A 22,482-nucleotide genomic window follows, 5' to 3' on the forward strand; every position below is an offset into this window, starting at 1 on the left:
CGCGTGGCGGAACGACTGATCGTCATCGGTGGGGATGCCGCCGGCATGTCGGCCGCCGCCCAGGCGCGTCGCCGCCAGGGTCCGGACGACCTGGAGATCATCGTGTTCGAACGGGGGCACTTCACCTCCTACTCGGCCTGCGGTATCCCGTACTGGATCAGCGGCCTGGTGACCGACCGGGAGCAGTTGGTGGCCCGGTCGCCGCAGACGCACCGCGAGGACTACGCCATCGACGTGCGGATTCGGCACGAGGTGGTCGGGATCGACCTGGACCGCCGCGAGGTGATCGCCCGCGACCTGGACGGCGGCGGCGACGTCCGCGAGCCGTTCGACAATCTGATGTACGCCGCCGGGGCGGTGCCGAAGAAGCCGGCCTGGGCGGAAACCGACGCCGCCGGGGTGTTCGGGGTGCAGACCCTCGACGACGGTTCGGCGTTGCGCGGTTGGCTGGAGGCCGACCCGCGGCCCCGCCGGGCGGTGGTGGTCGGTGGCGGTTACATCGGTGTCGAGATGGCCGAGGCACTGGTCCGCCGGGGGCTGTCGGTCTCCCTGGTCGAGCGCGACGAGCAGCCGATGTCGACCGTCGACCCCGACATGGCGCGGCTGGTCACCGAGGCGATGCGCGGGCTGGGCGTGGACATCCGCACCGGCGTACAGGTCACCGGCCTGACGGAGCGCGACGGCCGGGTGAGCGAGGTGGTCACCGACGACGGGCCGATCCCGACCGACCTGGTGGTGCTCGGTCTCGGCGTACGCCCCAACACCGAGCTGGCCGCCGCCGCCGGCCTGCCGCTGGGACCGACCGGTGGGATCCGGGTGGACCGCCAGATGCGGGTGTCCGAGGTGCCCGGAGTGTGGGCCGCCGGGGACTGCGTGGAGACCCTGCACAGGGTGAGCGGCATGCCGGTGCACGTACCGCTCGGCACCCACGCCAACAAGCAGGGCCGGGTCGCCGGGATCAACATCGGCGGCGGGTACGCCACCTTCGCGGGGGTGATCGGCACGGCCGTGACCAAGGTGTGCGACCTGGAGGTGGGGCGCACCGGGCTGCGGGAGCGCGAGGCGCGGATGTCCGGGTTCGAGTTCGTCTCGGTGATCGCGGAGTCGACGAACCGGGCCGGCTACTACCCCGGTGCCCGGCTGATGACGGTGAAGCTGATCGCCGAGCGGCCGAGCGGGCGACTGCTCGGCGCCCAGATCGTCGGCTGGTCCGAGGCGGCGAAGCGGATCGACCCGCTGGCCGTGGCGCTGTGGAACAAGATGACGGTGGACGACATGACCGCCCTCGACCTCGGCTACGCCCCGCCGTACGCCCCGGTCTGGGATCCGGTGCTGGTCGCCGCCCGCAAGGCCGTGGACGCGCTCGCCCGCTGACGCCGCCGAGGGCGCGAATTCTGTCGGTGCCGGGGGTTAGCGTAGGCGCGCCGCCCGGTCAGGGCCGACGCCAACCCCTCGGAGGAATCCCCATGTCGCAGGAGACGACCTACCTCGAACTGTCCGAAGTGGACGGTGCGGCGCACAAGTTCTACGAGGTGGCGGTCGACGACACCACAATGACCGTGCGCTTCGGGCGGATCGGCGACCAGGGCCAGGTGAAGACCACCGGCTACCCCGACAACACGCGGGCCCGCGCCGCGGCGGCGAAGAAGATCGGCGAAAAGATCCGCAAGGGGTACGCCCCGGCGGTGCCCGGCGTACGCCAGAAGCGGGCCGTCTCCCGGCGGCAGATCGTCAGCACCCGCTCGACCGCCCGCACCGCCCCGGTGCTCTGGCGGTACGACTCCGGCGCGCCGGCCTTCGGCATCTTCGTCGACGGGCGCACCTGCATGGTGGGCAACGAGCGGGGTGTGATCACCACTCTCGACCACGACGCCCGGGTGCTGGACCAGGTCCGCCTGCCCGACGGGGTCAAGTGCATCGTCGCCGACGACGCCTGGGTCTACGCCGGCTGCGACGACGGCAACGTCTACGACCTCTCCGGCAAGATCCCCCGGGTGGCGTACGCGATCGTCCCCGACATCGACATCTACTGGCTCGACATCCACGACGGCGTGCTGGGTGTCTCCGACGCCGACGGCGGGATCGCCGCCATCGACCACGAGGACGAGTTCCTCTGGCGGCGGGCCGGGCGCGGCCGGTCGGCCTGGATGGTGCGCTGCGACGCCGACGCGGTCTACCACGGCGACTCGACCGGGGTGAGCGGCTACGACTGGCGCACCGGCCGCGAGCTGTGGCACACCCGCACCGGCTCGGTGCTCTTCGGCTGGCAGGAACGCGACGCCGTGTTCGCCGGCACCGCCACCCGCGAGGTGGTCCGGATCGGCAAGGACGGCCGGGCCGCCCGCAGCTACCGCGCCGACGCGCCGGTCTTCTCCTGCGCCACCGCCTCCGACGGCCGCTACGTCTTCGCCGGGGACAGCCAGTCCTCGATCTACTGCTTCGCCGCCGACGGCACCCGGCTGTGGAAGCTCGGCACCGGCTGCGGGTCGGCCTACTCCATGCAGTACCACGACCAGCGCCTCTACGTGGTGACCACCAGCGGCCACCTGGCCTGCATCGATGCCAGCGAGCCCGCGATCCGGGCGGCGGAGGCGGGCAGCGTCCCCGACGTGGTCGACGTCAAGGCGCCGGCCCGACTGCCCGAACCGGCCGCGGTCACCCAGGTGGAGGTCGTCGGCGACGCCCGTGACGGCGTGGTCGTCGAGTGCGTCGAGCAGGGCGGCCGGCTGCGGGTGCACGTGCTCTCCGGCGGCTACCACCGGAACTGGTCGGTGCAGTTTCCCAAGGGCATCCGCGAGCCGGGCGCGCGCTACCTGGTCACCGAGGTCCGCGAGTCCGGCCGGGGCGGCTTCTACCGCGCCTACGGCGACATCCGCCGCCTTGGCTGATCCCGATCGCGCGCGTGACCCCGCCGTGCGGCTGATCCCGGTCGTGCGGCTGATCCCGGTCGTGCCGTTGGCCAGGCCCGGCCTGGGGCCGTTGTGACGGTGCCGCAGCACCCGGGCCGTTGTGACGGTGCCGCAGCACCCGGGCCGGTGTGACGGTGCCGCAGCACTCGGCCCGGGCCGGTGTGACAGTGCCGCAGCACTCGGCCCGGGCGGTTGTGACGGTGCCGCCGCGCCGGTCACCATGAGCCGGTGACCGGCGCACTGCGACTCCCCGATGGCTTGGCCTGGCTTCGCGACGTGGCGGGGGGCCCAGAGTGGTTGGCCGATCTGCCGGACCGGTTGGCCGCCTGCGTCCGCCGCTGGTCGCTGCGGGCCGGACCACCCTTCGGGTACGCCTGCGCTTCCCTGGCGCTGCCGGCCGAGCTGCCGGACGGCACCCGGGCGGTGCTCAAGGTGCAGTTTCCCGACGCGGAGAGCGAGCACGAGGCGACCGCGCTGCGTCGCTGGGACGGCGACGGGGCGGTCCGGCTGCTCGCCCACGATCCCGACCTGCGGGCCCTGCTGGTGGAGCGCTGCGACCCCGGCACACCGCTGCACGCGGTACCGCTCGACGAGGCGCTCGACGCCGTGGTGGCGCTGCTCCCCCGCCTCTGGGTACCGGCCGGTCAGCCGTTCCTGCCGTTGGCGGAGGCCGCCGCCGGGTGGGCGTGCCGGCTGCCGGTCAAGTGGGAACGGGCCGGGCGACCGTACGAGCGGCGGCTTGTCGACGCCGCGCTCGACCAGCTCGGCGGGTTGGCCGGCAGCCAGGGCGAGCAGGTCCTGGTCAACCAGGACCTGCACGCCGCCAACGTGCTGCGCGCCGAACGCGAGCCGTGGTTGGTGATCGACCCGAAGCCGCTTGTCGGCGAGCGGGAGTTCTCGGTGGTGGCGATGGTGCGCGGCACCGAGCTGGGCCACTCCCGGGCGGCCGTCCGCCACCGCCTGGACCGGCTCAGCGCCGAGCTGGGGCTGGACCGCGACCGGGTCCGGGGCTGGACGATCGGCCAGACAATGGCCTGGAGCATCGACGGCGACCAGGTCTTCCCCGACCACGCCGACGTGGTCCGCTGGCTCCTCGACTGAGGTGGCATCTCGGTCAGATCTTGGTCGAGCACGGCCCCCTGGAGGGCCGTTCCGGACCAAGATCCACGCCGGTCGGGTCAGGACTGGCAGGTGGGGCACCAGTAGAGGTTGCGGGCGGTGATGGTGCCTCGGCTGATCAGGGTGCGGCAGACGTGGCAGGGCTGGCCGGGGCGGCGGTAGACGTACACCTCTCCGCCGTGGCGGTCGACGCGGGCCGGACGGCCCATCGCCTCGGGCAGGTGGGTGGGGCGGACGGTGTCGATCCGGCCGGTGCCGACCGCGAGCGTCATCAGCTCGACCAGGTCGGCCCAGAGCACCTGCCACCCGGCCCGGGTCAGCTCCCGGCCGGGCAGCCTCGGCGACAGACCGGCGCGGAACAGCGCCTCGGTCACGAAGATCAGACCGGTGCCGGCCACCACCGCCTGATCCAGCAGCAGCGCCGCCAGCGGCGTCACGCTGCGCGAGATCCGGGCGTACGCCCGCTCCGGATCAGCGTCGGCGCGCAGCGGATCCGGTCCGAGTCGGGCCCGCAGCGCGGCCACCTCGGGCGGGCTGAGCAGTTCGCAGGCGGTCGGTCCGCGCAGGTCGAGCCAGTGCTGGTCACTTGTCAGCCGTAGCCGGATCTGGCCCACCGGCTCCGGCGGCTCACCGGCGCCGTCGGTGACCTTGCCATAGAGGCCGAGGTGTACGTGCAGCGTCAGCTCACCGGCGTAGTGGTGCAGCAGGTGCTTGCCGTACGCCTCGGTGCCGTCCAGCACCGTGCCGGAGATCATGGCGGCACCGTCGGCGAAGCGGCCCTGGGGGCTGGCGGCGTGCACCTTGTCCCCGGCGAACAGCTCGGCGTGCCGGGCCGCCAGGCGATGAATCGTGTGTCCCTCTGGCACGGCGCCAAGCGTAGCCAGCGGATGGCGCAGCAGTCTCCGGCCGGCCGGTGTCCGCCGCGTCCACCACCTGCACGATCGCCACCCTCGACAGCGCCGCGTGGCAGCGCGGGCCGGGCCACCGGCTTCCGCACCCGCCGCGTGGGGTGTCAGCGTGTGTCGCGTCGCACCTCGGCGACGAAGGCTGCCCAGGCTGGCGGGGCGATGGTGAGCACCGGGCCGTGCGGGTCCTTGCTGTCGCGGACGGCCACCACGCCGGGCAGATTGTCGGCCACCTCGACGCAGTCGCCGCCGCTGCCGCCGCTGCGGCTGCTCGTGCGCCAGACGGCACCGGCAAGATCAGGCATGATGCTCCTCGATGATCGTCTGGACGAGTTTCTCCGATTCTGCCGCATCCGGCGCGAGCGTTTCCAGGTCGGACCAGACGTGCTCGAAGGCGGCCACCTCCGCCGGCTTGTCGAGGTAGAGCGCACCGGTGATGTTCTCCAGGTAGACGGTGGTCGGCTCGGTCGACGCCCGGCCGAGCGGGCGCGGGAAGTCCAGCAGGACGAACGTGCCGGTCTCGCAGGCCAGCGGCGGGCCGGCGGCCAGCGGCAGCACCCGCAGCGAGACGGTCGGCAGCGCGGCGACGTCGAGCAGGTGGCGCAACTGCTCGACCATCGCCCGGCGGTCGGGGATGGTGCGGCGCAGCACGGCCTCGCTCAGCACCACCTTGAGCGTGGGCGCGCTGGGCAGCCGGCGGACCAGGATGTGCTGACGCTGGAGGCGTACCGCGACCAGTTTCTCCCGCTCATCGACCGTCATCGTCGGGTTCTTGCGGCGGAACAGTTCGGTGGCGTATTCCCGGGTCTGGAGCAGCCACTGTCTCCTCTCGCCGATCTTGCAGTTATGGTCGTTGATATGTCCCATTGACATGCTTTGTCGCGACCAAAAGTGCAAGATCGGCGAGAGGTGGGGCGGGGGTGGGGTGTTGGTGGGGTGGGGGGTGGGTAACTGCGAGGTGTTGTGGCGTGGCTGGCGATACGGGGCTGGTGCCGCCGTCCACGCATCGATCAGGAGGTGAAGATGATGAAGTTTCCTTCGCTGTTGCGCCGGGACGAATCGGCGGCGCCGACGGACGACGAGCGCGGCCGTACCGGGACGGTCGCCACCGACACCCGCAGCGGCGCGCGATCCGACGTCGCGGACAGCACCGACGGCAGCACCGGGCAGCGCCGAACGTCGTCCGGCAACACCGTCGTCACCGGTCGGACTACCGCCGGCCGGAGCGCCGGCCCGGACACCGACCGGGCGGCTCCCCAACCTGACGCGGAGCGGGCCGCCGAGGCCCGAGCCGCCACCGCCCGCTCCACCGTGCACGGTTCCCGCAGCGCCCGAGCCGCCGCCACCGGAACCACCGACCGCGACCGGACCACCGAGGACAAGCACAGCACCGACCTCGACCGCACCGCGGACCGAGACCGGACCGCCGACGACAAGCACGCCACCGACCTCGACCGCACCGCTGCGGCCGACCGGGCCGTCGACGCGGACCGCCGTGGCGACCGGGACCGGATCGCCGGCACCGTCGACCAGGACCGCAGCGTCGACGACGACCGGACCGCCGACGGTGCAGCCAGCCGGGACGTGCCGCCGGCACCGGTCGGTCCGCGACCCCGGGCCAGCCTGCTGGCCACGCTCGGTCTGATCGTCGGCGTCGGCAGCGTCCTGTTCGTGCTGACCGGCGCCCTCGCCGGGTACGGCATCGCGCTGGGCACGGTCGGGGCGGTGCTCGCCGTGCTCGGACTGATGGCCACCCGTCGGCGGCACATCGCCGGCAAGTCCGACGCCCTGCTGGGCATCGCCTTCGGACTCGGGGCGGTGGTCCTGGGCGTGCTCGCGATGACCGGTCAGTACGACTGGCCGACCACCGATGGGGACACCGTGGTCCGCTTCCGTGAGTGGCTTGATTCACAGTTTGTGGATCGCCTGTAGCGGGCACCTTTCGCCCCGCCGGTGGTTCACCGGTGCCGGTCGGTGCGGAACCGACCGTAGCCCGATCAGATCTGGTGGTTCACCAGCCGGGCGCACACGCTCGTCAGGGGCGGCGATTCGCCGCCCCTGACGTATGCCCGGGCCAGTTTCTGCCGCGCAGAACTCGCCCGGTCTGCCGGTCCGCGAGTCATTCGCAACGAATCTGCGCCACTCGGGTGCCATACGCAACGATCCGCCACTGAATGCAAGGGTTCGCGGTGGATCCTGCCGGTCGAGCCCGCATACCGTTGAGCCACGGCGCCAGCCCGTGGGCCGACGGTGGCCGGGCGCGCCCGAGGCTTGGAGCAGGACACATGACGATGGACGCCACCCGCCAACGGTTTCTGATGTGCCGGCCGACGTACTTCGCCGTCGACTACGCGATCAACCCGTGGATGGATCCGACCGCCCCGGTCGATGCCGACCTCGCCGTACGGCAGTGGGAGCGGCTGCGCCAGGTCTATCTGGACCTCGGCCACACCGTCGAGGAGATCGCGCCGGTACCGGGCCTGCCCGACATGGTCTTCGCCGCCAACGGGGGCACCGTGATCGAGGGCAAGGCGATGGCGGTGCAGTTCCGCGACCCGCAGCGCGCCGACGAGGCCCCCGCGTACCGCGCCTGGTTCGAGGCCGCCGGCTTCGAGATGTACGACCCGAAGCACGTCAACGAGGGTGAGGGCGACGTCCTGCTGGCCGGCGACCACCTGCTCGCCGGCACCGGTTTCCGCACCGCGCACGCCTCGCACGCCCAGCTCCAGGAGGTCTTCGGTTACCCGGTGATCACCATGCAGCTTGTCGATCCCCGCTTCTACCACCTGGACACCGCGCTGACCGTGCTCGACGAGCGGACCGTGGCGTACCTGCCGGAGGCGTTCTCCCCCGGCAGCCAGGCCGTGCTCCGCCGGCTCTTCCCGGACGCGGTGCACGCCACCATGGCCGACGCGGAGGTTCTCGGCCTCAACGCGGTCAGCGACGGCCGGCACGTGGTGCTGCCCGAGCAGGCCACCGGCCTGGCCGCCAAGCTGCGCGACCGGGGCTACCAGACGATCGGCGTCGACCTGTCCGAGCTGCGTCGGGCCGGCGGCGGCCCGAAGTGCTGCACGTTGCGACTCCGTCAGGGAAAGGCAGACCGATGATCGAGGACATGCTGCGGACCCCCGCCGCGGTGCAGGACTCGGAGCGGCACACCGCGCACAACTACCACCCGCTGCCGGTGGTGATCACCTCGGCCGAGGGCGCCTGGGTGACCGACGTGGACGGCAACCGCTACCTGGACTGCCTGGCCGGCTACTCGGCGCTCAACTTCGGCCACCGGCACCCGACGCTTGTCGCCGCCGCGCACGCCCAGCTCGACAAGCTGACACTGACCAGCCGGGCGTTCATCCACGACCAGTTCGCCGACTTCTGCCGGGAGCTGGCGGCACTGTGCGGCAAGGATCTCGTGCTGCCGATGAACACCGGGGCCGAGGCCGTGGAGACCGGCATCAAGGTGGCCCGCAAGTGGGGTTACCAGGTCAAGGGGGTGCCGGCCGGTCAGGCCAACATCGTGGTCGCGGAGGGCAACTTCCACGGGCGTACGACCACGATCGTCAGCTTCTCCACCGACGCCGACGCCCGGGCCGACTTCGGGCCGTACACCCCGGGCTTCCGGGTCGTTCCCTACGGTGACCTGGCCGCGCTTGGCGAGGCGGTCGACGAGCACACCGTCGGCGTGCTGCTGGAGCCGATCCAGGGCGAGCAGGGCGTGGTGGTGCCGCCCGAGGGCTACCTGCCCGGCGTACGGCGGCTGTGTACCGAACGCGACGTGCTGTTCATCGCCGACGAGATCCAGTCCGGCCTGGGCCGCACCGGCAGCACCTTCGCGTGCGAGCAGGAGGGCGTGGTGCCGGACATGTACCTGCTGGGCAAGGCGCTCGGCGGGGGCATCGTGCCGGTCTCCGCGGTGGCCGCCGACGCCGACGTGCTCGGCGTACTCAAGCCCGGCCAGCACGGTTCCACCTTCGGCGGCAACCCGCTCGCCTGCGCCGTGGCAACCGAGGTGGTCCGGCTGCTGGCGACCGGCGAATTCCAGCGCCGCTCCGCCGCACTCGGCGAGCGGCTGCACGCCGGTCTGCGCGGCCTGATCGGCAAGGGTCTGGTCGCGGTACGCGGCCGAGGTCTGTGGGCCGGCCTGGACATCGACCCGGCTCTGATGAGCGGCCGGGAGGCCTGCGAGCGGCTGATGGCGCGCGGGGTGCTGGCCAAGGACACGCACGGCTCGACCATCCGGCTCGCCCCGCCGCTGGTCATCACCGAGGAGGAGATCGACCACGCGGTGGCGCAGTTGGCCGCCGTACTGGCCGGCTGAGCTGTCGTAGCGCCGGTGACGCCGGGACGACGGTCCCGGCGCCACCGGCGTCAGCGCGGCAGGCGCATCGCCATGGTCGGTGCCTCGGACATCACCGAGTCCGGGTTGTACGGCGCTCCCGCCGGGAACTCGTTCGGCCGACCGACCTGCACCCCCGGATACAGCTCCACCATGTCACCGGTGCCGAGCACCCGGGACTGCTGCGGGGCCAGTGGAAGCCGGTCCGCCTCCGCCAGGGAGCCGCCCGGCCGTACGCCGGAACCGTTGGTGCTGACGTCGGTGGCGACGACGTCCGCGCCGCGCAGCTCCAGTCGCAGGTGGTTGCGGCTGATCCAGCGTCGCGCCTCGTCGTTGAGCCACTGGCCGAGCATGATGCCGCCGGAGCCCTCCGGTGCCCGGCCGATCGTCACCGACTGGTCCTCGGTGAGCACGAAACGACGACGGATCAGGCCACCGACGCGGACCGCGAGCACCTCGCTGCGCGGCCGGGGCCCGGCGTCCCGCAGCCGCGCACCGTGCCGGGGGCAGGTGGGTACGCCGTTGCGCAGCGACGGCGGCGGCTGCCCGGTCGGTGCGCGGTCGATCCGGGCGAGGTCGGCGAAGGCTCCGCCGCCACCGGCACCGCCGAACAGGGTGCAACCGGACTCCGGGCAGCGCCACTCACGGGAGAGCAGCTTTGCGCCGGCCGGTGCGGGTGGGCCGGAGACCGGGGTGTGACCGCCGCCGACGTGGGCGATGAAGACCGGGCCGCCGGCACCCGGCACCGGGGCGAGTACCCGGCCCGGCTGCTCCACCAGCCAGGGAAAACGCCCACGTAGGCCGTCGAAGCGGACCCGACTGAGCACCGGCAGGCCGAGCAGGTCGGCCACCTCCAGCATCCGGTCACCGGGGTTGTCGAGCACCTCCACCAGGCCGTCGTCGGCCCACCGGCGCACCACCATCCGCTCGTTGGAGGTGAGGTCGGCGTCGGAGAGCATCCCCCGGTGCACCACCGCGTAGACCGGGACGCTGTCCTCCTCCAGGCTGCGCGCCAGCGCGTCGATGACCATGCCGAGACGCAGCGAACTGGCCGGCCGGCCACCGTCGAGGTCCTGGTAGCGGATGATCTCGGCCAGGTCGAGCACCGCGCGGGCCAGTTGCGGGTCGGTGCAGACCCGCCCCTCGATGGCGTCCAGCACCTTGCTGATCTCGAACCTCATCAGGCACTCTCCACGATCTCGTCGATCCGCCGGGCCAGCCGGATGTCACGGATGGTGACCCCGCCGACCGAGTGGGTCACACAGCGGAAGGTCACCGTGCGCCACCGGATGTCGATGTCGGGGTGGTGGTCCAGTTCCTCTGCCGTGGCGGCGACCCGGTCGACCACCGCGATGGCGTCCCGGAAGCTGACCAGCTCCACGGTTCGGGTGATCCCGGCGGGGTCTCCCGACCAGCCCACCAGCCCACCCAGCTCGTCTCGCACCGCCTCGGCGGTGAGCACCTCTGCCATGGCCAGACCCTACCGGTGCCCACCGGCACCACCGCCACCAGCGGCGACCGACCCACCACCCGCCCCCGATCAATCATCGGAGGCGACAACATCAGGGATGTTGTCGCCTCCGCCGCTGCCTGACACATCAGAATCCCCGATGTTGTCGCCCTCGGCGTGGTCCGTGGCGGTGCCGGCGATGTTGGGGAGACGCTGGCCCGAGGGTGGTTGTGGGCCGGGCGTCAGCTCATGCGACCGACGACGGATCGGAGTCGGAGCAGGTCCCGGCGGCGGCGCTCGTAGGTGGTCGCCACGCCGATCAAAGCCAGCCCGGCGGCAGCCAGGAACGCCCACCGGGGCAGCAGGTCCCAGCTGCGCACCAGCTCGTACAGGGCCAACAGGGTCAGCGTGCCCGCGCCGAGCAGCACCGGCGCCTGCCAGCGGCGGACCGCACCGAACAGCGTCGCGGCGAGCGCGGCGACGCCGAGCAGCAGTCGCCGCCAGGGGTCCGGGTCGGCGCCGAACAGCACAGCCGTCAGGCTGGGCAGTAGCAGGGCGGCCAGGCCCGGGCCGAGCGCAAGCCAACTGTTCAGTCCCGGCCGGGTACGCAGTCCCACCGCACCAGCGGCCAGCGCCGCCGCGGCCAGCGGCACCGTGTACGCCTCCAGCACGCTGACTCCGCCGGCCGCCAACAGCAGCCAGACCGCCAGCAGTTCGCTCCCCCCGCCGATACCGGCGAAGACCCGGCGTCGCTCGATCGACTCGTCCCGACGCAACAGCCGGACCCCCATCGCGACGCCCCACAACACGCAGATCGTCGCGGCGTGCCGGAGTGCGCCAACGGTGAGCAGCAGCGCGAGCAGCGCCACCGCCTGTGCGGCGGCATCCAGCACCTGTCCCACCAGCGCCTGCGGAGCGGGACCGATGGCCCCACCGGCAGCCGGCTGCGGACGTGGCGCCTCCGGCAGACTCCCTCGGCTCGACGGCAGCGTCGCGGCGAGCGCGAGGCTGAGCACGGCGACGCCGAGCACCGCGAACGCCGCCACGCGAGGCGGCTGCCCGCCGGCCAGCGGGGCGGTCAACGCGAACCCGGTCGCCGCCGCCACCGCGACCAGCCAACCGAGCACGCGTACCGCGAGGTGACGCCCGCCCACCCCGACAACCGTCGCCGCCGCCACCAACAGGCCCAGCCCGCCCAGGCTGCCGGCCCGGGTCGCCTGGAGGTTGAGCAGCCCGGCCGCCGCCAGCACCAGACCGACCGGAACGGCCACTCCGACGAACGGCCCGCCCGGATGCCGCAGCGCACTTGTCAGCAGCAGAACCACACCACCCAGCAGAGCTGCGGCCGGCACCACCGGCCAGGGCACGGCGGCGGCGACCAGCAGCACCGGACCGGCGGCGGCCACGAAGGGCAGCATCGCCCCGGCGACCCGCCAGCCGCCGATACCGCTGCCGCCGACCCGGCCACCATCAGCCCGGCCGCTACCGGCCGGGTCACCACCGGCGCTGTCGGTGCCGCCAGAACCACAAACGGGGTCGGTACCAGCGCCGTCCTCCGCAGCGGAGGAACCCGCAGGGGCGGTGCGGTTCACCGGCCAGGCGAACAGGGCCGCCGCCAACGACAGCAGCACCAGTGCCAGACCGACCGGTAGCGCATCCGGTGACAGGCGAGTCGCCGGAACGCCGGACCATGGGGCGGGTGGCGGCCCGTACGGCGTCAGCAGGGCGGACAGCACCATCGGTAGGGCCGTAACCGTCGCCACCGTGGCCAGAACCAGCCCGACCACCGCCAGCAGCCCCACCGGGCGGGCCCGGAATCCAGCGAGCGCGACCAGCGACGCCGCCACCGCCGCGTACACCGTCACCCGCTCGGCACCCGGCACGACCAGGGGTGACAGACCGGTCAGCACCGCCACCACGGCGATCCCGGTCGAGGCGTACCCGGCCAGTTCGGGCCAGGACCGACGCAGCGCGAGCAGCGCCACCGCCGGCAGCGCGACGGCGGCCAGCGCGCCCCGGGCCTGCCACCACGGTGGGGCGCCGACGCCGATCAGCGCGACCGCCGCCCACGCCGGCACCACGAGCATCGCGGCGGTCAGCCCGCAGCCGGCCACCGCCCGCCGGACCGCGTCGCCGCGTCGTCCGGCGACCGCCACGCCGAGACCGACGGCCAGGATCACTGCGCAGGCGGTACCGGCACCGATCGGGTCGGCCAGCCCGACCAGCAGCCCGTGCCCGAGCAGTGCCGCACCGGCCCAGGACGAGGTGAGCACCGCAACGGTTGGCAGGGTCGGGCGGACCACCGCCGCGAACAGCAACACCGCCCCGATCGCAAGGTCGATCGCGACCACCGCCGGCCACGGCGCGGCCCAGGTCACCGGTACGGCGAACGCGGTCGCGGCAAGACCGACCGACAGCACCGCCGGCCGCGCCCCCCGGGGCAGCAGCAGCGCCACCGCCGCCGAGGTCAGCGCCACCGCCACCGGCAGCTGCCACCCCCACGCCAACGTCGGCCCCGCCGTGGCCCCCCGCCACGGCGGCAACGACCGACCCACGGTGGCGCCGGCCAGCAGCAGCCCGGCCAGTGCCGCCAGCAGCCCCCCGCCGCCGGCCACCAGCAACGCCCCCACGCGCGGACCGGCCCGCCAACCGGACGGGAGCAGCCGTACCACGCCAGCCAGTCCGGCCGCGACCAGGGCTGCCACCAGCAGCCAGACCGAGGCGCGTAACTCCACCACCGGGCGGAGAATCGCCGCTGCCAGCACCGGCACCAGCGCGCCGGCCGCCACCGCCCGTGCCGACCCGCCACCGGCCAGCAACGCCGCGCCGAAGACGGTGAGCGCCACCAGCAGCATCGGCCCGCCGGCCAGCAGCGGTACGCCGCCCGCTTGACCGACCAACAGCGGCACCAGCGCGCAGCCCGCGGCGAGCAGCAGCCAACCGGCGAACCCGGCCCAGGCCAGCGCCGAGCCGGCCAGCCGCATCGCCGGTGTCGGCGCGGCCCCCTCGTCCGCGCCGACCCCGGCGCGCCGCCGCAGCGCGACGACCACCGCCAGGTCGACCAGGGTCACCCCGACGAAGACCACCGACCAGCCGGCCGGTTCCGGGCGAGCCTCGGCGGCGAGCAACGGCAGCAGCGGCTGGACGACCAGCAGCGCGGCGAACCAGGGCACGGCCAGTCGGCTGAGTCGGGCGTAACCGATCGCCACCGCCGTGGCGACGGCGGCCACCAGGGCGGCGTATCTGCTGCCCGGCCAGGCGGTCACCCCGAACAGGTCGACCGTCCAGGCGGCGTACCCGTCGAGCAGCACCAGCAGCAGCCCGACGGCGGCGAAGGTCTCGGCGGTGCCACGCAACCCCCGCCAGCGGGCGACCAGCGGCACGGCCAGCAGCAGCGCGGTGAACGCCAGCAGGATCGCCGCCCGGCCGGCCACCCCGACCGAGGCCCAGGCCACCGCGGTGAAGACCGTCGCCGCCGTGCCGAGCAGCAGTCCACCCAGGACGAACAGCAGCCCCTGCACGGTCCGCGTCGACGCTTCCGCACCTCCCGGTCGGACCGACGCGGCAGCCGGCCGCTCCCCGGCCGGCACGGCAACGCCCGGCACGGCAACGCCCGGCACGGCAACGCCCGGCACCAGAGCAGCCGGCACCGGAGCAGCCGGCACGCTCACGGCAACGCCCGGCACCAGAGCAGCCGGCACCGGAGCAGCCGGCACGCGAGCGGGGTCCGGGCGCCCGACGGCCGGTGCGGTACTGCGGTCCGGCGGTGCGACGGGCACCGGGAACTCCGCCCGGACCGCGGCGGCCAGTTCGCTGCGCCGTCGCCGCGCCGCGTCCAGCCGCCCGACCAGCCCCTCGTACGCCTGACGGGCCCGCTGCGCCTCGCCACCCAGCGCGACGATCTCCCGGTCGAGCCGGATCACCTCCGCGGCGGCCGGATGCGGCGGTCGGCCGCAGCCGGTGCAGCCGGAGGTCAGATTCGCCGAGCCTCCGCAGGCTGGGCAGGGGTAGCCGTTGTCCACGCCGTCATCCTCGACGTCCGGGCGCCGTGGGCACCAGAGTGCGCGTACTCAGGGGCGGGTGTGGTCGAAGACCCAGGCGGCGTACCCGGGATGGCCGCACTCCACCCGGGTGACCAGGATCTCCGGCACCTCGTAGGGATGGCTGGCCCGCAACTGCTCGACCAACGCGTCGACCCGGTCGGGCGCGGTCTTGAACTGCACCGACCACTCGGTGCTGGTCTCCACGCCCGACCGCCACCAGTACGTGCTGTCCACTTGGCCACCCACCTGCGCGCAGGCCGCCAACCGCCCGGCCACCGCGGCGGCGGCCAGCAGATCGGCGACCGACCGCGCGTCGACCACCGTCGTCACCACGCTGATCTGCTCCACAGGCGCACCCTACGTCGCGTCGTCGCGGTTGGTCGCGACCCACTCGTCTATCCGACTCCACCATTCGTAGAGCCAGTCGATGCGCTCCTGCCGGTCGGTCGGCACCTCCTCCGGCGGCACCGACCAGAACCGCATCACCAGCCGCTTGTCCATCGGCAACTCCCGCCACACGTCGGCGACGGTGAGCATCCGGTCCAGGCCGGTGTGCGCCACGAAGATCACCCCCGCGTCGGGGGCCGCGTCAAGTGCCGCCAACAGCCCACCCGGTTGTGGGGCGAGCACGTGCCGCATCGCCTCCGCCTTCAGCGCCATCCGCTCGTGTCCCCGGTCACGCAGCCGGGCGATGGCCCGCAGCCGGCGCTTCGGGGTGAAGTTGCTGCCCTCGGGAAAGATCACGAAAGCGTCGTCCTCGTCCAACCCGGTGGCCAGATGCCCGACCTGCTCGGTCAGTGAGCCCCGGCCGTCGTGCCCCGGCGCGATGAACCGGCTTGGCAGCCGGTTGAGCAGCACGTCGATCGCCGGGTCCCACTGGAGGGTGTCCTTGAGCACGATCCGTGGCTCCCGCCGGAACCAGTTCACCAGCGCGTGGATCAGGATGAACGAGTCACCCGGGCCGGCGTGCCGGCACAGCACCAGTTCCGGCCGGCCCGGCAGCGCGGTGTCCGGGTCGGTGCCGACCACGTCGATGCGCAGCCGCAGCATCCATCGGGCCTGCCAGAAGAACACCCGCAGGAACCAGCCGGCCAGCACGTAGTGGGCCCGCTGGAAGGCCGGTGCGCGTACCCGCCAGCCGAATCCGGAGCCGACCCAGAGCCCGAAGAGACTGAGCAGCGCCGCCGCGTCCCAGACCAGGTAGAAGCAGCCGAGCCAGAGCAACCGCAACGGACGCAGGTGCCCGGGGACGAACGGGGACCCGGCGAGGGCGAGCAGCGCCCACAGCGGCACCGTGGTGACCAGCAGGATCGCCAGCAGCACCACGCCGGGTGCCAGCAGCAGTCGGCGCAGCCAACGCGGCGGTAACGGCATCTCAGCGTTCCAGGTTCGCCAGGTAGTGCCGGGAGGCCGAGTAGGCCCGGCTGATCCGCCGGCCCACCGCCGCCATGTCCCGGTACGCCCATGGAGTGTCGTCGCGCGGTTCCAGCCCGCCGGTCGGCAGCACGTGCACCTCCACCCCGTCGGGCAGTGCGGCCATTTCCCGGGCGAACCGGTGCCGGCGAGCGATCTCGAACGCGACCTGGGCGATCTCCCAGGGCCGTCGGGGCGGTGCCAGCGCCCGCTCGATCCGGCCCACCTGGAGTACGAAGATCCGGCTGGCGCCGGCAGCGACCGCCTCGCCGATCGGGATGGAGTTGACGATCCCGCCGTCGACGTAGTGCTGGTCGCCGATGCGGGCCGGCGGCAGCAGCCCCGGCACCGAGGCGGAGGCCAGGACGGCCGGCACCACCGGCCCGCTGACGAACCAGTGCTCGGCGGCCCGCTCGATGTTCGCCGCGCAGCAGCGGAACGGAATCTTCAGGTCGGCGAAGGTGGTCTGGGCGCCGAGTTCGTTCTCCAGCAGCTTCCGCAACGGCCGGGGCGAGTGCAGATGGGTACGGGCGGCGAAGCGTCGCAGCTGCCGGGCGACCGAGTCGCCGTACACCTCGCTGGCCTCCGGGGAGGCCCACAGGCGTACCAGCCGGTCGGTCACCGCCTCGGACGGGTCGGCGGCCACCAGGGCGCCGTTGACCGCACCGATGGAGGTGCCGAGCACCAGGTCGGGCCGGATCCCGGCCCGGAACAGGGCGCGCAACATGCCCACCTCGACCGCGCCCAGGACGCCCCCGCCGCCGAGCACGAAAGCCACCGGTCCCCGCGCCATGCCGTTCATCCTGGCATGGCCGGGCACCGACGGCCCCTCCCGTACGCCCCTGCGCCGTGGCATCGCACCGCGACGTCCACCGGCCGGTCGCACCCGCCGAGATGCATCGAGGCCCGTTGACAGGTGAGCAACATTCGCGCAACCTGATACCGCTCCCACCTATGAGGCAGGTGCGATCCGTGAAGCCAGCACTGCAGCCCGGCCGGTTGCTGGCCACCAGATACCGGCTGATCGACCAGATCGGCTCCGGCGGCATGTCGGTGATCTGGCGGGCCCACGACGAGGTACTCGACCGGGTGGTCGCACTGAAGGTGCTCGCCCCGTCGCTGGCCGCCGATGCCAGATTTCGCGACATGGTCCGCGAGGAGGCCCGAGCCGCCGCACAGCTGGTCCACCCGAACGTCACCTCGGTGCACGACTACGGCGAGACGGTGTCGCCGGACGGTGCCATCACCTCGTTCGTCGTGATGGAACTGCTCGCCGGTGAGGAGTTGGAGTTCCGGCTCACCGAGGGGCCACTGCCGTGGCCACAGGCGGTGGAGATCGGCGCCCAGGTCGCCGACGCGCTGGCCGCCGCCCACCGGCTCGGCATCGTGCACCGGGACATCACCACGGCCAACGTGATGATGACCCAGGTCGGCGCGAAGGTGCTCGACTTCGGTATCGCCACCCGGATCGGCGCACCCGACGACGATGAGGACGGTGCCACCTTCGGCACCCCCGCGTACGTGGCGCCGGAGCGGCTCGACGGCGCGCCGGCCCAACCGGCGACCGACGTCTACTCGCTCGGGGTGCTGCTGCACGAGGCCCTGACCGGCCGGGTGCCCTACCCGGCGGACACCTGGGACGAACTCACTGTCGCGCTCGCCGAGCGCCCGCCGCCGTCGCTGACCGGGGTGCCGGGGCTGCCGGCGACGGTGGCCGAGATCTGCCTGCGCTGCCTGTCGCGGGATCCCGCCGACCGCCCCACCGCCCGGCAGGTGGCCACCGTGCTGCGGGACCAGATGCTGCCCGCCGATCCGCAGGCCAACACGATGCTCGCGCCCACCGTCACGCTGCCCACCACGCGCCGGGCCGACGCCGCCGCCCCGGTTCCGGCCTGGGTGCTACCGACCGTCGGCCCCGTCCCTTTGCAGCCCGCCCTCGCCGGGGCCGCCTCCGCCGCGCCGGCGGGCAGCTCGGTCGCCCCTGGTGGCACGATCGACAGCGCCGCCGGACATCCGGATGGGCGTGACGCGCAGACCGGTACCGGGGTGGTCGACGGCGGGTCCGTACCGGTCTCCGGGGCCGACCCGGGGCGGGGACGGCGGTTGCCGCGCCCAGCACCAGTGACCGGAGACGACCCGCAGCAGGGGCGGCGACCGTGGCGCCCGCTGCTCGTCACGGCGGCCGTGGTCACACTTGTCGCTGCGGCGCTGGCGGTGCCGGCACTGCTGCCGGACGACGACGCCGGACCGCCCGCCGGGCTACCCACGGCCGGACCGACGGCTACGTCCGAGCCGGCCGCACCGGACGACACCGCCAGCGTGCCGCCGACCCCCACGCCCTCGAACACCTCGGCCACGCCGGCAACGACGACCGGCGCGCCCAACCCACCCCCGAGTGGCGACAGCCTCATCGAGGCCGCGAACCGCCTGGACGAGGTGATCGGTGCCGGTCTCGCCGACGGTGGCATCCGCGACGATGTCGGCGTCGACCTGCGCAACGAACTGCGCAACCTGACCCGGGCGGTGACCGGCGGCGAGGGCGAGCTGGGGCCGGGCGTCGCCCGGCTCCGGGAGAAGGTCTCCATCCGACTGCGCGAAAACGGCTTGAGCCCGGCGTACGCGCAGCAGTTGGACGCGGCGATCACCGCGCTCGGTGCCGCGCAGGTCTGAGCGGCACGACCGGTCAGGCCGGCGTGACCGGGGCCGGCTCGCGAACGGCGGCACGGGGGGCCGCCGCGGCGAGGAAACGGCGGTACACCTTCTCGTAGCCGACGGCCATCCGCTCCGTGGAGAAGGTCTGGGCCACGTGCGCCACGCAGTCCTCCGGGGCGAGGTCGACGGCCCGCCGCAGGGCCGCCGGCAACTCGTCCGGCCGCTGACAGATCAGCCCGCTCACCCCGGGGCGGACCAGTTCCGGCACCGCTCCCCGGTCCAGCGCCACCACCGGCGTCCCGGTCGCCATCGCCTCCAGCATCACGATGCCGAACGGCTCCTCCCACTGGATCGGCATGACCAGGCAGCGCGCCTCGACCAGCAACCGCAGCACGGCCTTCCGGTCGGCGTCGAGCACCACCGTGACGTCCGGCCCGAGCATCGGCCGGATCACCTCGTCGTAGTAGCGCCGCTCGGCGGGCTCGTTGCACTTGCCGGCCAGCACCAGCGGCAGACCCGCCGCCCGGCAGGCGCGGATGGCCAGCTCCGGCCCCTTGTCGGGGCTGAACCGGGCGAGCCACAGCACCGGCCCGTGGCTGGGGGCCTCCTTGCGCGGGAAGCCGTCCAGGCTCATCGCGTTGTGCACGGTGCCGACCCAGGGCAGGTGCGGGTTCAACGCCCGTTGGGTGTGTGAGATCGCCACCAGGCCCACCCCCCGGTCGGTGTCGCTGAGCACCGTGCCGTACTCGCCCACCGGGTTGCCGTGCACGGTGGCCACGGTGGGTACCTGCCGTCGCCCGGCGACCAGCGGACCGATCGTGCTGTGGTCGTGCACGATGTCGAAATCGGCCGGACTGAGCAGATGGTTGACCCGGGCCAGGTGGGCCAGTTCGGGCAGTGCCTCGCCGAGGCGGTCGAACTGCAACTCGTCGAGGGTGGCCAGGAAGTCGGCGGCGGTGCCGTGCGCCGCGCCGGCGCCCATCAGCGTCACCGCGTGTCCCCGGGCGATCAGGGCGTCGACCAGACCGGCCACCACCTGCTCCAGTCCGCCGTAACCCGGCGGCGGCACCGACAGCCAGGGTGGCACGACCATGGCGATCCGCAACCGCTGCTCACGCGCAAGGTTGTCGGCCACGTGCCCTCCCCATCGCTGTCCGGGGGCGTCGACCCCGATCGGCTCCCGTGCTGGGATCGAGCGTCTTCCCGGTCCCGGCATGGACAAACCGGGCGCCGGGTCGCCGGTTCAGCCGCCCACCAGCAGGTGGTCCCGTACCATGCACACGCCCTCGGCCGACCACGCGATCCGTTCCGCCTGATCCCGCTCCCACCAGGACCGCACCACCCCACTCAGGGTCACCGTGTCGCCGCGCACCTGCACGATCACCCGTTCCGTGCCGATTCCCCGCATCAGGGCCCGTTGCACGTCACTGCGGATCCGGTCGACGTCGGCCGGCGCGGCGGGCCGCACCTCGACCAGGTTGGTGACGCCGCGTACGCCCCACAGCCGGCGCAACTCCCGCTCGGCGATCCGCCGCTGCCAACCGAACTCCACCGCACCGCGGAGCATCAGCCACCCGTCGGCGACGGTGATGTCCAGCCGCTCGGCCGGCACGAAACTGTGCCACTCCAGCGCCCGGCTGGCCGCGATCGCCAGGTCACCGTCGGTGATGTCGACCGGGCCGGTGGGCCGTACCTCGATGTCGTCGGCGACCGCCCGCACGCCGCGTACCCGTTGCGCCCCACGCACCGCCGCCCACCTGTGGGCGGCGCTGTCCACGCCGCCGGTGAGCGAAACCACCCCGTCGCGCACACTCACCCCGATGTCGGTCGAGCGCACCTGCGCGTCCCAGGCGAGTTCGGCGAGCACGTCGCGCTGAATCTGGTCGTCGCTGCGGGTAGCCGTCGCCGTGGTCATGACACCCTCCGGTCCGCTTCGGCAGTCTCCGTCGCCGATGGTGCCGGCCGCCAGGGTGAGCCTGGTTCACCCGGTGCGGGTGAACGGGCCCGAGACGGAGGAAGGGCGGCGGGTGCCGTGGCCAACCCCCTTGGCCACGCCACCCGCCGCCCCGGAGGGAGGAAGCAGGTCCAGTACCCGTTAGGACGCTTCGGCGAGCGTCACGGTTGCCGTCGCCTCGGCGCCATTTCGCTGGTACGTCACCTCGACCTGGTCACCGACCTTGCCGGCCTGGACGGCGGCCACCAGATCGTTGGAGTCGTTGATCACCTTGTCGCCGAACCGGGTGATGACGTCACCCTGTTGCAACCCGGCCCGCTCGGCCGCGCTGCCCGGGTTCACCGCGCCGATCAGCGCGCCGCCGTCGGGCGCCGCGTTCACGCTGACCCCCAGCGACGGATGGCTGATCTTCTCGCCACGCTGGAGCTTCTCCGCGACGTCCTTGGCCTTGTTGCTCGGGATGGCGAAGCCGACGCCGATGTTGCCGGTGTTGCCCTGTCCCGCGGTGGCGATCGCGGTGTTGATGCCGATCACCTCGCCCCGGGTGTTCACAAGTGCGCCACCCGAGTTGCCCGGGTTGATCGGCGCGTCGGTCTGCAGCAGCCCGGAGATCGAGCTGACCGCCTGGCCCGGGAGCTGCTGCCCCCCGCCGGCCCGGATGGTGCGGTCCCGGGCGCTGAGGATCCCCGCGGTGACCGAGCCCTGCAGGCCGAGCGGACTGCCCAGGGCGAGCACCTGGTCACCGACCTGCATGGCATCGCTGTCACCGAGGGTGGCCGGCTGGAGATCGGTCAGCCCGTTCGCCTTCAGCACCGCGAGGTCGGTCTTCGGGTCCGTACCGACGACCTCGGCCTGGGTGCTGGTGCCGTCGGCGAAGAAGACCCGTACCGTGTCGCCGCCCCCGGCGATCACGTGGTTGTTGGTCAACACGTAGCCGTCGGCGCTGAGCACCACGCCGGAGCCCTCACCACTGCCGGTGCTGATGGACACCACGCTGTCCTGCACCGACGCGGCGATGCGCGGCAGGTCGGCACCGTCGATCACGGGTGCGGCGCTGTAGGTGCGGGTGATCCCGCCGCCGTCGCTCAGTGCGAGGGCGAGGGCCCCACCGGCCACACCGCTGCCCAGCATCAGCGCGAACACCGCCACGCCGGCCCCGACCAGCTTGGCGATCTTGCCAGGGCGGGGGCCGCTGGAGGGGGTGGCCGTCCACGGGACCGGCTGCCCCGGGTAGCCGCTCGGCACCCCGCCGGCCTGCCCCGGATACCCGGGCTGCCCCGCACCGGGGCCGGCCGGCTGGCCACCGCTCCAGGCGGGCTGGCCGGGATACCAGGGGTTGCCGGGGTAGCGGACGCCCGGCTGGTAGGGGTGCTGGTACGGATGCTGGTGCTGGTGGCTGCCACTCGGCGCCCAGGTGGGCTGGCCGGAGACCGGCGGCGTGGCTGCGGGTGCGCCGGCGCCGTCGATCGGGCCTGGCCGGCTCGGCACGGCGTCCGGGCCGGCCGACGGCGGGTCGACGGCCCGGACCGGTACGGTCGGCGCCTCGACCGTCGGGTCGGCGTCGGGACGGACGGGGGACGGGGAGTCGGACCGCGCGTACTCGGCGCGGGACAGCTCGGGATGCGACGGCTCGGCGTCGGTCGGGGCCGGCCGCCGCGGGTCGGACTCGTACTCGGTCATGCCCCTACCTTCTCCCATCGC

At 73.3% G+C, this 22,482-nt stretch carries 19 protein-coding genes; 7 read left to right on the top strand and 12 right to left on the bottom strand.

What is annotated here, in order from left to right:
- Positions 1-3: 3 nt before the first annotated feature.
- The 3 genes from KBX00_RS14260 (at position 4) to KBX00_RS14270 (ending at position 4,010) form a co-directional block, all read left to right on the top strand.
- Positions 4-1,374 carry an FAD-dependent oxidoreductase gene (locus KBX00_RS14260; RefSeq protein WP_210827016.1) on the top strand — a complete coding sequence of 457 codons (1,371 nt, stop codon included), beginning with the start codon at positions 4-6 and terminating at the stop codon, positions 1,372-1,374.
- Between the two features lie 92 nt (positions 1,375-1,466).
- Complete coding sequence (locus KBX00_RS14265; protein WP_210827018.1) at positions 1,467-2,888, top strand: WGR domain-containing protein; 1,422 nt, start codon at positions 1,467-1,469, stop codon at positions 2,886-2,888.
- A gap of 249 nt (positions 2,889-3,137) precedes the next feature.
- Entirely contained in the window at positions 3,138-4,010 is an 873-nt protein-coding gene (locus KBX00_RS14270; protein ID WP_307868629.1) for an aminoglycoside phosphotransferase family protein, read from the top strand.
- A gap of 77 nt (positions 4,011-4,087) precedes the next feature.
- On the opposite strand, the gene KBX00_RS14275 is transcribed toward KBX00_RS14270, so the two are convergent.
- From KBX00_RS14275 to KBX00_RS14285, 3 genes are all read right to left on the bottom strand, one after another.
- The gene (locus KBX00_RS14275; protein WP_210827019.1) at positions 4,088-4,894 is read right to left on the bottom strand and encodes an Fpg/Nei family DNA glycosylase; all 807 of its coding nucleotides are present in this window, start codon (positions 4,892-4,894) and stop codon (positions 4,088-4,090) included.
- Between the two features lie 146 nt (positions 4,895-5,040).
- Positions 5,041-5,238, bottom strand: coding sequence for a DUF397 domain-containing protein (locus KBX00_RS14280; protein WP_210827020.1), 198 nt, complete (start codon positions 5,236-5,238; stop codon positions 5,041-5,043).
- Positions 5,231-5,806, bottom strand: coding sequence for a DUF5753 domain-containing protein (locus KBX00_RS14285; RefSeq protein ID WP_210827021.1), 576 nt, complete (start codon positions 5,804-5,806; stop codon positions 5,231-5,233). Before KBX00_RS14285 ends, KBX00_RS14280 begins: the two co-directional genes overlap by 8 nt.
- A gap of 150 nt (positions 5,807-5,956) precedes the next feature.
- On the opposite strand from KBX00_RS14285, the gene KBX00_RS14290 reads away from it, so the two are divergent.
- The 3 genes from KBX00_RS14290 (at position 5,957) to rocD (ending at position 9,251) form a co-directional block, all read left to right on the top strand.
- Positions 5,957-6,865: a DUF308 domain-containing protein gene (locus tag KBX00_RS14290; protein ID WP_210827022.1), complete on the top strand. Its 909-nt coding sequence runs from the start codon at positions 5,957-5,959 to the stop codon at positions 6,863-6,865.
- A 359-nt stretch (positions 6,866-7,224) separates the two neighbouring features.
- Positions 7,225-8,040 carry a dimethylargininase gene (ddaH, locus tag KBX00_RS14295; protein ID WP_210827338.1) on the top strand — a complete coding sequence of 272 codons (816 nt, stop codon included), beginning with the start codon at positions 7,225-7,227 and terminating at the stop codon, positions 8,038-8,040.
- Positions 8,037-9,251, top strand: a complete 1,215-nt coding sequence (gene rocD, locus KBX00_RS14300) for an ornithine--oxo-acid transaminase (RefSeq protein WP_210827023.1) — start codon at positions 8,037-8,039, stop codon at positions 9,249-9,251. The genes ddaH and rocD overlap by 4 nt, the downstream gene beginning before the upstream one ends.
- 50 nt (positions 9,252-9,301) lie before the next feature.
- Here rocD and KBX00_RS14305 read toward each other — a convergent pair whose 3' ends face one another.
- From KBX00_RS14305 to KBX00_RS14330, 6 genes are all read right to left on the bottom strand, one after another.
- Positions 9,302-10,450, bottom strand: a complete 1,149-nt coding sequence (locus KBX00_RS14305) for an FHA domain-containing protein (protein ID WP_210827024.1) — start codon at positions 10,448-10,450, stop codon at positions 9,302-9,304.
- Complete coding sequence (locus KBX00_RS14310; RefSeq protein WP_210827026.1) at positions 10,450-10,740, bottom strand: 4a-hydroxytetrahydrobiopterin dehydratase; 291 nt, start codon at positions 10,738-10,740, stop codon at positions 10,450-10,452. The genes KBX00_RS14305 and KBX00_RS14310 overlap by 1 nt, the downstream gene beginning before the upstream one ends.
- 221 nt (positions 10,741-10,961) lie before the next feature.
- Positions 10,962-14,741: an SCO7613 C-terminal domain-containing membrane protein gene (locus KBX00_RS14315; RefSeq protein ID WP_210827028.1), complete on the bottom strand. Its 3,780-nt coding sequence runs from the start codon at positions 14,739-14,741 to the stop codon at positions 10,962-10,964.
- Positions 14,742-14,789: 48 nt separating this feature from the next.
- Positions 14,790-15,110, bottom strand: a complete 321-nt coding sequence (gene cutA, locus KBX00_RS14320; protein WP_210827030.1) for a divalent-cation tolerance protein CutA — start codon at positions 15,108-15,110, stop codon at positions 14,790-14,792.
- Between the two features lie 9 nt (positions 15,111-15,119).
- On the bottom strand, positions 15,120-16,136 hold the full coding sequence (locus tag KBX00_RS14325; RefSeq protein WP_210827032.1) for a 1-acyl-sn-glycerol-3-phosphate acyltransferase: 1,017 nt from the start codon (positions 16,134-16,136) through the stop codon (positions 15,120-15,122).
- Position 16,137: 1 nt separating this feature from the next.
- Entirely contained in the window at positions 16,138-16,968 is an 831-nt protein-coding gene (locus tag KBX00_RS14330) for a patatin-like phospholipase family protein (protein ID WP_210827034.1), read from the bottom strand.
- 179 nt (positions 16,969-17,147) lie between these two features.
- On the opposite strand from KBX00_RS14330, the gene KBX00_RS14335 reads away from it, so the two are divergent.
- Positions 17,148-18,845 carry a protein kinase gene (locus KBX00_RS14335; protein ID WP_307868634.1) on the top strand — a complete coding sequence of 566 codons (1,698 nt, stop codon included), beginning with the start codon at positions 17,148-17,150 and terminating at the stop codon, positions 18,843-18,845.
- A gap of 13 nt (positions 18,846-18,858) precedes the next feature.
- On the opposite strand, the gene KBX00_RS14340 is transcribed toward KBX00_RS14335, so the two are convergent.
- From KBX00_RS14340 to KBX00_RS14350, 3 genes are all read right to left on the bottom strand, one after another.
- Complete coding sequence (locus tag KBX00_RS14340) at positions 18,859-19,920, bottom strand: glycosyltransferase (RefSeq protein WP_301547955.1); 1,062 nt, start codon at positions 19,918-19,920, stop codon at positions 18,859-18,861.
- A gap of 150 nt (positions 19,921-20,070) precedes the next feature.
- Entirely contained in the window at positions 20,071-20,742 is a 672-nt protein-coding gene (locus KBX00_RS14345) for a BON domain-containing protein (protein WP_210827040.1), read from the bottom strand.
- A 180-nt stretch (positions 20,743-20,922) separates the two neighbouring features.
- Positions 20,923-22,461, bottom strand: a complete 1,539-nt coding sequence (locus KBX00_RS14350; RefSeq protein WP_210827042.1) for a trypsin-like peptidase domain-containing protein — start codon at positions 22,459-22,461, stop codon at positions 20,923-20,925.
- Positions 22,462-22,482 lie beyond the last annotated feature (21 nt).

Origin of the sequence: Micromonospora sp. C95, from assembly GCF_018070465.1 — a bacterium.
Lineage (GTDB): Bacteria > Actinomycetota > Actinomycetes > Mycobacteriales > Micromonosporaceae > Micromonospora.